This is a genomic window from Persicobacter diffluens, assembly GCF_036244895.1.
In the GTDB taxonomy this organism is placed as follows: domain Bacteria; phylum Bacteroidota; class Bacteroidia; order Cytophagales; family Cyclobacteriaceae; genus Persicobacter; species Persicobacter diffluens.
In genome coordinates this window covers 2168293-2181078 of record NZ_BQKE01000001.1, presented here as the reverse complement: position 1 = coordinate 2181078, position 12786 = coordinate 2168293, and the positions used below count along the sequence as shown (strand labels likewise).

Sequence of the window (12786 nt, the reverse complement as noted above, 5' to 3'; positions counted from 1 at the left end):
AAGGTTTTTTTTGCAATACTAAATCTACAATAACCAAACCTGTTGAACATGCCAACAATATTAGATGGAAAGGCCACTTCCATAGCATTACAAGAACAAATAGGGGAAGAAGTTAAATCATGGACTGCTTCGGGTGGAAAAAAACCTCATCTGGCTGCTATTTTAGTAGGTGATGACGGCGCCTCTCAGACTTATGTGAATCATAAGGTCAAAGCCTGTGAAAAAGTGGGATTTGCGTCCACACTTAAAAGATTTCCAGCCGATATTTCAGAAGAAGCTTTATTGGCCGAGGTGGAAGCCATTAATGCAAACGATGATATTGATGGCTTGATTGTTCAATTACCATTGCCCGGGCATATCAATGTGACGAAGGTGACGGATAAAATCAGACCCGAGAAAGATGTGGATGGTTTTCACCCGATCAATGTCGGGCGGATGACTTTGGGACAACCCGCTTATATTGCCGCTACTCCTTTTGGGATTATGAAATTATTGGAGCAGTATAAGGTGGAAACGGCCGGTAAGCACTGCGTAGTGATTGGTCGTTCGGATATTGTAGGACGTCCTATGAGTATTTTGCTATCTCAGAAAGGGACGCCTGGAGATTGTACGGTCACTATTTGCCATAGCCGGACGAAGAATTTGAAGGAAATGACTTTGCAGGCCGATATTGTGGTGGCGGCTTTGGGTATTCCTGAATTCCTGAAAGGGGATATGGTGAAAGAGGATGCGGTAGTGATTGATGTGGGGATTACCCGCGTAGAGGATGCTTCTAAAAAGTCCGGTTTCCGTTTGGTAGGGGATGTTGCTTATGAAGAAGTAGCACCGAAATCGAGTTTCATTACTCCGGTTCCGGGCGGTGTAGGGCCAATGACGATTGCATCCTTATTGTACAATACTTTGCAGTCGGCCAAAAAGGTGATTTTCCAATAACCGAAAAGATATTCTTTAATAAAGGTCCGGCATGTGTCGGGCCTTTGTTTTTTTCCAGCCGGAAATTTATTTAATTTTGCCGGGGAGATGGAGTTCGTCCATTAACACTGAGGAAGATCAGTGCAATACGGAATAGCCGAAATTTATGAATAAAGGACAAGCAGTTTATACCACAGCGATAGCAGCTGGGGAAGAATTACCGATTATGGAAGCCTTCTACACTTTACAGGGAGAGGGGAAGTATGCAGGGCATGCGGCTTATTTTATCCGCCTGGCAGGCTGTGATGTGGGTTGTGTATGGTGTGATGTGAAAGAAAGTTGGGATGCAGCATTGCACCCGGTCCAAACGGTAAAGCAAATTGTGGACAATGCCGCTCAGCATCAAGGTCGCCTAGCAGTGGTGACCGGAGGGGAACCATTGATGTATAATTGTGATTTGCTGACGGACAAGCTGCAGGCAGCAGGTTTTCGGACCAATATTGAAACTTCCGGCGCTCACCCTTTGAGTGGCCAATGGGATTGGATTACCTTATCACCCAAAAAATTCAAAAAGCCCTTAGCGGAAGTGTGTGAAGCTGCAGATGAGCTGAAGGTGGTTATTTTTCATAAAAGTGATTTCAAATGGGCGGAGGAATATGCCGCCATGGTAAAGCCTGACTGTAAATTATTACTGCAGGTGGAATGGGGGAAATCTGCAGAACTGCTGCCTCAAATCATTGAATATGTTAAGGAGCATCCGGAATGGCAGGTGAGCCTGCAAACGCATAAATATATGGATATTCCTTGATTTTGGGTCGAAAAAACCAAAACCTTTAATAGATATGAAACACCAGTTCAAAACTAATATTAATTGTGGAGGATGTATTGATAAAGTAAGTCCTGCCATGAATGCTCATTTTTCAAAAGAGGAGTGGTCGGTGGATACCAGCCATCAGGACAAGATATTGTCTGTAGAGACCAATAAATCTCAGGAGGAGGTGATGGAAATCGTCAGAACGGCCGGATTTCAAATCAGTCCCTTGAAGAAGAATTTGCTTTCTAAACTATTTGGTTAATAGTTCATGTAAAAGGAATTTCCCATTATGTTCGAACAGGTGGGGGTATTCCTTTTGCATCAGGGCCTTGGCCATTTCCACCGGAAAGTCGTCGAAGGTTCCGTAATCCTCCAGGTACTCCATAAATTTCCCGCCTTCCCGGTCATACTCATGGAAAATGGAATCCGTTTCGCCATCCCAGTCCAAGGGGTGTGTTCCCAGTTTTTGGCATAATTGTTTGTTGAAGGCCGGCGTGCATTTTATCCATTTTCCATTTAAAAATACCTCGGTGTAGCCATGGGGTACCAGAACATCGCTTTGCAGGATTTCTTCTAATTTTGCGGTCCCCATGTGGTTACGTACTTTAGCCATTCCCAATTTTGCCGGTATGTCAGCAATTCTCAGACAACAACACAGAAAGGAAGCCTTGGCAATACAGTGGCCTGAACCTACTTTTAATAAATGACTTGCCTTATTTTCCTGATCTGAAAAATGAATCAAGAAGGGGTTGTAAAGAAATTGATCCCGCACGGCATAATAAAGCAATTTGGCCTTTTCCTGAGGATTTGTTTCGTTGCCTACCACATTATTGGTGAAATTAATAAGGTCTGGATTTTCTATATCAAAAAATTGATGAGGCTGGTTCAGTTTCATGAGTAATTGGTTCTTGTATGATTGCCGGGAGAAACCCTTCTTATAAAATAGGTTTTTCCTCCTGATTATCATAGTTTTTGTGTAGATAATACTTTTTGTTTTCGTGTATTCATGAAAATGGAAATTATTCGACGAGAAGCCTATTCGTAATGATGTAAAACTGATTCAGGCTTATTATATTGTTTTAAACAAAAAGAAAATTATAGCATAACATTACTTTTAACTATGGCAATTTTTGAGCGGATTATGATCGTCGACGATGATGTGGTGAGCAATTATATTTGTGAACGTACATTGGATCGATCAAATTATGCAAAAGAAGTGTTGACTTTTTCCTTGCCGGAAAAGGCTTTAGGACACCTCAATAATATTGTTAAGAAGGGATTGTGGCAAGAATTACCTCAGGTGCTTTTTTTGGATCTACAGATGCCGAAAGTCAATGGTTGGCAGTTTTTAAGTCGATTAAAGGAAATTGATCAAGAAATTGCACAAAAAATCTTTATTGTGATGTTTTCTTCTTCTATTTTTTCAGAAGACATGGAGCAGGCAAGAAATCATCCAATGATTCAGCAATACCACGCTAAACCCTTAAAAGCCGAAATGTTGGAGGAGATCCAACAGCAGGCCGTTGGTATGTTTGAGTAGGGTGTTTACACAAACTAATGGAGAAAGTCATGGTGAAAACGGTGACTTTTTTTTGTGTCAAAATTTATAAAAGGAATAAATCTCTTGCGTGAAATAACCTGTCAATATACGCAATACCTATTTCCAAAACACCTATTGAGGTTTAATAAGGCAGCGCTACAATATTTTTTTTTAGTTTTTAAACGCTGTTTATTTTTAAATAGGACTATTTTCTAACATCCTGTTTTGGTCGAAAAGAAATAGTGGTAATTTTTTTTCGTCCACTGGATGAACTTTCGACCGGCAATTTTATTTGATAAGCATACTAAATCTCTTACAAACATTAATCTATTATGAAAAAGAGTTATTCGTTTATCATTTTATTGCTGCTAGGTTCAGTAGCGTGTACCAATGATTTAGAGAAGGAAGTTGATCAATTGGATCAGGATCTGCTGTCTCAAGAAATGGTCTTAGCCGATGTTAGCCGAAAAGAATTGGCGTTGGATAATGTCGAGCAGGAAGTTGAGGATTTATATAAAGAACTTCTCCTAACATCAGCTGAGTTCTCCACCTACAATATGGAGATTGAAGATTTGCAATTTCAATTAGATTCTGTAAAGTCAATGCTGACTGCTGATATGCCTACAGATCAAATGAGTCCTTTGATAGAACAAGTAGAGGAAGGATTGATTTCTCTTAATGGCGCCCTGAATGAGGATTTTAATTTTATGTCTTCAAGTTCTCCTGAGCAAATTATTGATGCTTTTTATGAAAAGTATGAAATCTACTATTTCCTGAAGTCTGTGAATGATTGGGGAGGGGCATATCCCGAATTTGATATATATAATATTATTAATATGTACTCTAATTCGTGGTATGATAGTGATTTGCAGCAATATGTTGACAATTATGTTTTGCAATTGGATGCTGATTATCATCCAAGTATATGGAAGTATCTTGGAGAGGATAAGGATTGGGGGGATGAAGAGGTAGCCTCGTTAATAGCACTAAGGCGCTACGTCCATAATTTTATGGCCTATACTGGTACGGTAAGCATGAGTGATTATAATCAAATCATGGATTTCGCACAGCGTAAAATGACTGATTATTATGATTTTACTGAGCGGGAGTATCAACATTATGAAGAGTCCGATTTTATGTATGAGGTGTATGATATTACCTCAGATGAATATGTTCCTCAGGCTTGGATGCGTACGTTTAATCAGGGGAGAGCAACGTTTTTTGACGGGTTAAGCGAAATGGGCTATGAGGCATCCGTTTTTTCCAAGCTAGGAGGGTTTTTAGAGGATTCTTATAATGATCCGAACTGGATTGCTGATTTCACGAATATGGATGTGGAAGATGACCAAAAGGATGTCTATTTTACTGATATCAGGATTAATTCATATGATCAGTCTTATGCTTGGTTCGATTATAATTTTGATTGGGATCAAGAATTTAATTACCGGGATTCTTATGGGGTTAGAGTGAATCATGACAAACATTATAAAGCGGCCTATTATTTTGAAGGGGATTCGATGTTACTTGATATTGATTACTATGATGTCGATTTTTATATCCTAGATAGTTTTGATTTTGATTATTATAATTATTCAGATTCAAAAAATGGAATTTTGAATGCTTCTTCCGGTTATTTTGAATATTTCACCCTTAAATCTACCAATAAAACTTATACTATTGAGGGGCAGGAATTAACTCATGAAGTTTTAACCGAATTGTGTTATATTGTTGACTTAGATGCAGGGCTCGTTACTATTCGAGAAATAGACTTTCTAAATGGAGAGCTAAATGTTAATGTTATCGTTGATCAAAAACCGATTGTCAGCAAATCAGTAAGCGGCTCCAGTGCTTTTGTTGTATTATTTGATAATGGAACGGCCAACAATGAGTATTTATATTTTAACTATAATGATATCGAGTATTATAATTCATCAAACGATTTTGTGAATCAAGTTTCAGGGACGGAGTATCAAATTATCCGGAATTCCACACTGTAGTGTAATAAAAATTAGTGTAATAAAAAAGGCGTCGAAGATTCGACGCCTTTTTTTATGCTTTATTCCGCTTTAGCCCTCTAAAATATTGGAGATATAATCTTCGGTTACCTTAGGAATCAAAATAATTTCAATTCTTCGGTTAAGGCTACGGCCTTCTTTGGTGTTGTTTTCGGTAACCGGATAATGCTCTCCTTTACCAACTGCCTGTATGCTTCCGGGGCTAACGCCAGCTTCTAATAGAATGCGGACGATAGAAGTAGCTCGAGCAACTGATAGATCCCAGTTATCATTCATGTATTTTGAAAATCGGGATACCGGAACATTATCAGTGTGGCCTTCCACAGATACTTCAAAATCTTCTTGGGACTTAACGACCACCGCTAATTTTTGAAGTGCTTTAATGCCTAATTCATCCACTTCTACGGATCCGGAGCCAAATAACAATTTATCCGCTACAGAAACGTATATTTTTCCTTGTCTGGTTTCAACCTGTAAGTCGTTTACTTCAAAATCAGTTAAGGCATTATCTAATTTTTGCTTCAAAGAGTTTACCGCTTCTTCTCTTTGCTTCACCACTTTTTCCAGTTCCTTTACCCGTGCTTCCCGGATTTGTAAATCTTGTTCCAACGCCTCATTGTTCCTGCGGGAAACCTCCAGGTCAGCGGTCATTTCGCTTAATCGTCTTTGTTGATCAGCTACCGATTGGTTTAATCGACCGGAATTGCGCACCATATCATTGTAGAGGAAGTCTACATTTTTGTATTTAGCCTGTAGTTTTTCAGCCTCTAGTCTTTCTTTGGCAGCCTGATCATTGAGGCTTTCAATGAGTTGATCATTTTTGTTTAAACGATCTTTTAAACGGTCATTTTCATCCTGGACAAGTTCCAGAGCTTCATTGGCAGAGGCATTTTCTTCCGCAAGTATATCTCTTCGGGCCAGGATCTCATCATATTTTTTCTGACTGACACAGCCGGACAAGGCAAAAAGGGCCAAGGCAAAAGTCAGCCCACGTTTCGTTGTAAAAATAGTTCCCATACTATTGGTTGATTGAAAGGAAATAATTGGGTATGAAGTACTTAAATGTTTAACTTTTAAAATAGTTGGAATTAGAGGTACTTCATCGGTATTGAAACTCAATACATAAACAAGAATAAGCAATTTTGAAATAAAAGAAGTAGGATTTTCTTTAAAATATTGATCCCAATTTACGTCAAAATAAAAAAGCAGCTCTTTTGAGCTGCTTTTATAAATTCAATATTGCTTATAAGCGTAGCGTATGTTTAAAAGCATACCATCCGGTTGCGAATTTTAGCTTTTAAAAACGCTCTTAGCCATTTGCTTTAGAAGAAGCACGCTTGCGTTCGTTTTCATCTAAAATGATTTTACGCATACGGATGCTCAATGGCGTAACCTCTACGTATTCGTCTTTTTGGATGTACTCTAAAGATTCTTCTAAAGAGAATTTACGAGCAGGAGCGATTTTGGCCGCGTCATCAGATCCTGATGCACGCACGTTGCTTAATTTCTTGCCCTTTTGTACGTTAACTGCCAAGTCGTTAGAACGAGAATGCTCACCAATCACCTGACCTGCATACAAATCTACCCCTGGGTCAACGAAGAAAATTCCACGATCCTGAAGTTTATCCAAAGAGTAAGCGGTGGAAGGTCCGTTTTCCATAGAGATGATGGAGCCGTTCAAACGCTCTGGAATACCTCCTTTGAATGGAGCGTATTTCAGGAAGCGGTGCGTCATGATGGCCTCACCCTGGGTAGCGGTCAACATATTATTACGCAATCCAATCAAACCACGAGATGGGATTTCGAATTCCAAATGTTGCAAGTCACCTTTAGGTTCCATAATCTTTAGCTCACCTTTACGCTGCGTCGCCAATTCAATTACTTTACCTGAAGTTTCGTCCGGTACATCTACCACCAACAACTCGATAGGCTCATGCTTTTCACCATCGATCTCTTTAAAGATCACCTGTGGCTGTCCTACCTGAAGCTCGTAGCCTTCACGACGCATGGTCTCAATCAATACCGCCAAGTGAAGAATACCACGACCAAATACTAAGAATTTATCCTCTGTATCGGTTTCTTTCACGCGAAGTGCCAGGTTCTTTTCCGTTTCTTTGAAAAGACGATCCCTCAAGTGACGAGAAGTGACAAACTTACCTTCCTTACCGAAGAATGGAGAGTTGTTAATAGCGAAAAGCATACTCATGGTAGGCTCATCAATAGCGATACGAGGCATAGGCTCAGGGTTTTCTACAGAGGTGAAAGTATCACCAATTTCAAAACCATCAATACCTACCACGGCACAAATATCACCAGCACCTACTCTTTCTACCTTTCTTTTACCAAGACCTTCAAAAATTTGAAGTTCTTTCACTTTAGACTTAGTGATGGAGCCATCAGCTTTAGTAACCGCTACCCACTGACCTTCTTTGATTTCGCCCTGGTATACACGACCAATCGCAATACGACCAACGAAAGAAGAATAATCAAGGTTAGTTACCTGAAACTGAAGGCTACCTTCTGGTTGTGGAGCTTCCGGAATGGTTTCCAAAATTTCATCCAATAAAGGTGTGATACTATCGGTTGGCTTTTGCCAATCGGTAGACATCCAGCCATTTTTCGAAGAACCATAAAGGGTTACGAAATCCAACTGTTCTTCTGTAGCTTCCAAGTTGAACATCAAGTCGAATACCTGCTCGTGAACTTCATCAGGACGGCAGTTTTCTTTATCGACCTTGTTTACCACTACGATAGGCTTCAAACCAAGCCCTAAAGCTTTGCTCAATACGAAACGTGTTTGTGGCATAGCCCCTTCAAAGGCATCTACCAACAATAGTACACCGTCGGCCATTTTAAGAACCCGCTCTACCTCACCACCGAAATCGGCGTGACCAGGAGTATCGATAATATTGATCTTAACTCCTTTGTAGTTTACGGAAACGTTTTTTGCGGTGATGGTAATTCCACGCTCACGCTCCAAATCGTTGTTATCCAAAATCAAGTCATCGAATTCCTGATTTTCACGGAACAACTTCGAGGCGTGGATAATTTTGTCTACCAGGGTCGTTTTCCCGTGGTCGACGTGTGCAATAATTGCAACGTTTCTGATGCTTTGCATAATATTTTATAGAGAAATTTAATTGCCTTCATTGGGTAGGAATTGTTTCTAAATACTTGCAGAATGGACTATTTTGACAAGCATTTATTAAGGAAAAACAATCCCATTTTCAATTGACGTGCAAAAATAGCAAATTTAATGAGGGAACTACCTTTTTTTGCAGAGTAAAATCAAAATACTTGTGTTTATTTTAATTTCTTCTCTGAAAAATGAAAAATCCCCAAAAAACAAAGGGTTAATTGCTTTTTGGGGATTCTGTTTTTCGCTTGGCGTAGTGATTTAATCGTCTAATCCATTTCTTACACTTCCTTCAATAAGTTCCAATCGGATAAGGACTGTTTGTCGGTAAGGGTATTGCCCATTACTTTCCTGATAGTGATAATCAAAGGGCGGAACAGTGAGGGAAGAAATTTTATTGGCGATATAGTGGCGCATTTCCTGACTGGGGAAATTGAACCCAATGGTGTCAGCATATAAGCCGGCATCAAAAAAATGAGCGGAATAGAGCTGGTTTTTTTCCCAGATCTCATTGCTCAGTGGCTTTACACGGTCGAAGGAAACATACCAGTCGGGGGATGGATTGATTCTGGCAATACCATCCAGGAAGGGGTAGTGCAGGTTGAAATTCACTTCGAAAATTTGCGAGGTATCCGGGGCATTAGCCATTGGACTGGTCCAGTTTCGGTTGGCCATGCCGGTTTCAACAAAGCTTTCGGCCTGCCTGATGAGTGATGAAGTACTCAAATAGTCCGGGTTGATGAGTGTATCTAAATGAGGAGAAGCGTAATTATCGAATCGCTCAAAGAATTTGGCTCTTTGATCTCCATTGTTAGTCATAAGTACCCATTCTGAAAAATGCGGTTGGTCCACGGTATCGGCCGGAAATGCCTCTGAATTCCAGTTGTTAATGATTTGAACACGATAATCGGCCTGATAGTAGGGGAGCTCCCGAAGGTCTACCTCCTCTTTACAGCCACCAAAAAACAGGCTGAACAGACAGATAAAAGTTAGGTTGATGTATTTCATAGGATTATTTCTATTTCAAAAAAAAGAAAAATTATTGAATTTCTCTCACATAAAACGTTAAAACCATTGAGGAACTGATTTGCCTTGTTTATTTTATACTATACATAGTATTATTTTTACCTTGAATTAATAACCCAAACTCATCACGATTTGAATACCTACATGCGTTTTTTGGTCATTTTCGCTATTTTCTGTTTATCATCCGATTACCTTTTCGGTCAAGGGACACTGGATACAGGTCCTGCATCACTAAAATGGAGATCCATAAATGTAAAAAGTGTAAAGGTGATTTACCCTGAAGGAGCAGATTCTTTAGCGATAAGAATGTCCAATACGATGGATCATGTGCAGGAAGCCGTTTCTTTTGGCTTGGGGATTACCCCTAAGAAATTGCCTTTGATTCTTCAAAACCAAACCATGATTTCGAATGGTTTTGTTTCTATGGGGCCAAGGAGGACGGAATTTTTCACTAATTCTACTCAGGATTATAATTTTTTAGGCACTATTGACTGGATGGATTTACTGGCGGTACATGAGTATCGGCATGTGGTGCAGAATGAGCTTGCCCGCACGGGAACCGGTAGTGTGATTGAGGCATTGTTTGGGACTTTGGCCGCCCGGGGAGCAGCCGGGGTCATGGCGCATTCCTGGTTTTGGGAGGGAGATGCCGTAGCAGCGGAAACCTCACTCACCCGAGGGGGAAGAGGAAGATATCCGCAATTTGATATGGTATTCCGAATGAATTTGTTGGAGCGCGGTGGTTTTAACTATGAAAAGCAAATTGGGACTTCTTTTAAAGATTTCGTGCCGAATCATTACGTGACCGGCTATCATATGGTGACTTATGTACGCAGGAAAACGGATGATGTGAAAGTATGGGGGAGTATTATTAACCGTACTTTTAATCGACCCTTTATTCCATTTACTTTTTCTTCTTCTATAAAAAAATACTCGGGGAGTTATGTCCGCTTTACTTATGGGGAAATGCTTGATGATTTGAAACAGCAGTGGGAGCAGCAGATCGCTTCCTTGGATATTTCAGGCTTTCAACTGGTCGTGGATCGACCTAATAAAACCTATACCAATTATTCCGCACCGGAATTGCTGCCCAATGGAGATATTATAGTTGTGAAGAGTGGATTAAGCCATATCGATGAATTGGTGCGCGTTAAACCGGATGGTAGTCAATCGCTGGTTAAAACCTTAGGGCGTTTTAATAACCCCGGTTTTATTTCGGTGGAACAAAATAAGGTGGTGTGGGCGGAGTTTGAATCCGATCCACGGTGGCCGATGCGGGTGTACTCTGTGGTGAAGTGGATGGACCTGGATGAAAAAAAAGTGCATAAGGTAGTCAGGAGAAGTCGTTATATGGCGCCTAGTTTTTCGCCGGATGCAGAGCGTATAGCGGTCGTGAAAAGTAATGAAAATGGGACTTACGGTATTGCCATTCTAAATGCTTTTACGGGGGCTGAATTGCAATATTTTTCACGAGCGGGAGAGTGGAATGTACTAACACCACGATGGACAGCGGATGGTAATGCGTTGGTCTATGTGACGACCCTTGAAGCTGGTAAGGAAATGGTACAGTTAGATTTAAAAACCGGAAATAGAGAAATCCTGATTGGTCCCACGCTGGAGAATTTTGGTTTACCCAGGCCTTCTGGAGAATTTGTTTTGTATAACTCGCCCATTTCGGGGATTGACAATATTTATGCTTTAGAGCGCTCTTCCGGGGAGCGTTTCCAGCTAACCTCTTCCCGATATGGGGCTTTTAACGGTCTTTTGGATTCAAAGTCAGGTAATTTAATCTATAATGATTTTGGGAAAAACGGTATGAATATCGCACTGGCTGCTCAGGGAAATCCGGATCATTGGAAAAAGATGGAAGAGGTGAAAGATAGTGGTATTCATTATTATGCACCCTTGGTACAACAGGAGAATAAGGAAGCCCTGTTGGATCACATACAAAAGGAGGAACATCATTCCAAAAACTACCATAAAGGCGCGCATTTGTTCCATCCTTATCTTTGGGGAGTTACCGTGGATGCTAATACTGATATGGATGAATTTTTAATTGGGCTAACTTCCACTTCTGACCTTTCTAATTTTGCATTTACGGGAGGGTATAAATATAACCTGACGGAAATGACCGGTAAGGCTACTGCCGGGATCAGCTGGCAGGCTTGGTATCCGGTGCTGAATTTGTCTGCGGATTACGGAAACCGATCTGTCAACGAAACATTCCGCTCCGGAGATGAATTGGTGAGCTTGCCCGTGAAATGGACGGAGGCTAATGTTTCGTATAGCGCAGGTATACCTTTGAATTTTACCCGCAATCGATTTTTTCATTTTGTAAATGCGAGAGTGGGGATGGATCATACCTACATTACTGATTATGATTCTCCCACTGTAGATAATTCCGTCCAGCCTTTTGAACAGGGGAATGGATACCTGAATACCCTGAATTCTCTGGTTTCATGGAGTTACTTATTTAAGCAATCGAAGCGAGATATTTATTCCCGATGGGGAGCTACGGCCTATATGCAATGGAAGACTTCTGTTTCGGGGGATTATGAAGGAGAGATCGTCGGGGCAAATGCCAGGTTGTATTTGCCAGGCATTTGGCGACATCATTCCCTTAGGGTGCGGGGCGCTTATCAGTATCAGTATTTAAAAGATTTGACCACTTATTCTTATAGTTCCACCATTGGATGGGCCAGAGGGGCGGGCTATCCTACAGCAGAAAACTACGCCCTGGCTTCTTTTGATTATGGTTTTCCGTTATGGTATCCGGATATTCATATAGGGCCGTTGGTAAACATTCAACGCGTTCGCCTGAATTTGTTTTCAGATATCGGTTATTATAAAGGGGTGTTTGTTCCTGTCTTTAACAGCGGAGGGGAGCTGGTGGATTTTAGACTGGATAATGGGGTGGATAATCAACAGCTGACTTATGGCTTAGAAATGATGTTTGATTTCAATGGTATTCGAACCCTGCCCTTACTTTCGGCAGGATTTCGTTTGGCGCAGGAAGTAGACGGGGATACGACCTTTAGTTTTTTATTAGCTTTCTAATGCGTGTGATGGAGTGAAATCAACTTGATGTAAATCATAATCAATTCCTTCTATTGCGAGATAGAAAATAATTTTTTACGGCTTTTTTGTTTTCTTTCAGGTGAAAATGAGCTGCATGCATCTAAAAAACTGATATTATTAATGTTTTTACTTGAAACAAGTCCCATTTTCTGTTTCAGCTAAAGAATTATTTCTTTAATATTGCAGCGGTCTCCCAATCCATTTTTGCTGGGAACCACAAACAATCGAAACCTAATTTTAATATCCAAACAACACAATCATAGAA

The 12786-nt window shown here is 40.5% G+C and carries 10 protein-coding genes; 6 read left to right on the top strand and 4 right to left on the bottom strand.

Going from position 1 to position 12786, the window contains the following annotated elements:
- Window positions 1-48 precede the first annotated feature (48 nt).
- The 3 genes from AAA970_RS08925 to AAA970_RS08915 all read left to right on the top strand — a co-directional run bounded on the left by AAA970_RS08925 (window position 49) and on the right by AAA970_RS08915 (window position 1988).
- The gene (locus AAA970_RS08925; protein WP_053406903.1) at window positions 49-933 is read left to right on the top strand and encodes a bifunctional 5,10-methylenetetrahydrofolate dehydrogenase/5,10-methenyltetrahydrofolate cyclohydrolase; all 885 of its coding nucleotides are present in this window, start codon (window positions 49-51) and stop codon (window positions 931-933) included.
- Between the two features lie 145 nt (window positions 934-1078).
- Window positions 1079-1720 carry a 7-carboxy-7-deazaguanine synthase QueE gene (locus AAA970_RS08920; protein WP_338236831.1) on the top strand — a complete coding sequence of 214 codons (642 nt, stop codon included), beginning with the start codon at window positions 1079-1081 and terminating at the stop codon, window positions 1718-1720.
- 34 nt (window positions 1721-1754) lie between these two features.
- Entirely contained in the window at window positions 1755-1988 is a 234-nt protein-coding gene (locus tag AAA970_RS08915) for a heavy-metal-associated domain-containing protein (protein ID WP_053405267.1), read from the top strand.
- Here AAA970_RS08915 and AAA970_RS08910 read toward each other — a convergent pair.
- Window positions 1977-2621 carry a transglutaminase-like domain-containing protein gene (locus AAA970_RS08910; RefSeq protein ID WP_338236830.1) on the bottom strand — a complete coding sequence of 215 codons (645 nt, stop codon included), beginning with the start codon at window positions 2619-2621 and terminating at the stop codon, window positions 1977-1979. The two genes, AAA970_RS08915 and AAA970_RS08910, sit on opposite strands and share 12 nt — an antisense overlap.
- Window positions 2622-2846: 225 nt before the next feature.
- Between AAA970_RS08910 and AAA970_RS08905 the strand changes: the two genes are divergently transcribed.
- Window positions 2847-3266, top strand: coding sequence for a response regulator (locus AAA970_RS08905; protein ID WP_053405265.1), 420 nt, complete (start codon window positions 2847-2849; stop codon window positions 3264-3266).
- Between the two features lie 332 nt (window positions 3267-3598).
- A complete protein-coding gene (locus tag AAA970_RS08900) occupies window positions 3599-5263 on the top strand; it encodes a hypothetical protein (protein WP_338236829.1) in 1665 nt (554 codons plus the stop codon).
- Window positions 5264-5332: 69 nt separating this feature from the next.
- On the opposite strand, the gene AAA970_RS08895 is transcribed toward AAA970_RS08900, so the two are convergent.
- From AAA970_RS08895 to AAA970_RS08885, 3 genes are all read right to left on the bottom strand, one after another.
- The gene (locus AAA970_RS08895; RefSeq protein ID WP_053405262.1) at window positions 5333-6298 is read right to left on the bottom strand and encodes an OmpA family protein; all 966 of its coding nucleotides are present in this window, start codon (window positions 6296-6298) and stop codon (window positions 5333-5335) included.
- 292 nt (window positions 6299-6590) lie between these two features.
- A complete protein-coding gene (gene typA, locus AAA970_RS08890; protein WP_338236828.1) occupies window positions 6591-8399 on the bottom strand; it encodes a translational GTPase TypA in 1809 nt (602 codons plus the stop codon).
- A 279-nt stretch (window positions 8400-8678) separates the two neighbouring features.
- Window positions 8679-9425 (bottom strand): hypothetical protein, encoded by a 747-nt coding sequence (locus AAA970_RS08885; RefSeq protein ID WP_338236826.1) that lies wholly within the window; start codon window positions 9423-9425, stop codon window positions 8679-8681.
- Window positions 9426-9575: 150 nt separating this feature from the next.
- Between AAA970_RS08885 and AAA970_RS08880 the strand changes: the two genes are divergently transcribed.
- The gene (locus tag AAA970_RS08880) at window positions 9576-12500 is read left to right on the top strand and encodes a hypothetical protein (protein ID WP_338236825.1); all 2925 of its coding nucleotides are present in this window, start codon (window positions 9576-9578) and stop codon (window positions 12498-12500) included.
- Window positions 12501-12786 lie beyond the last annotated feature (286 nt).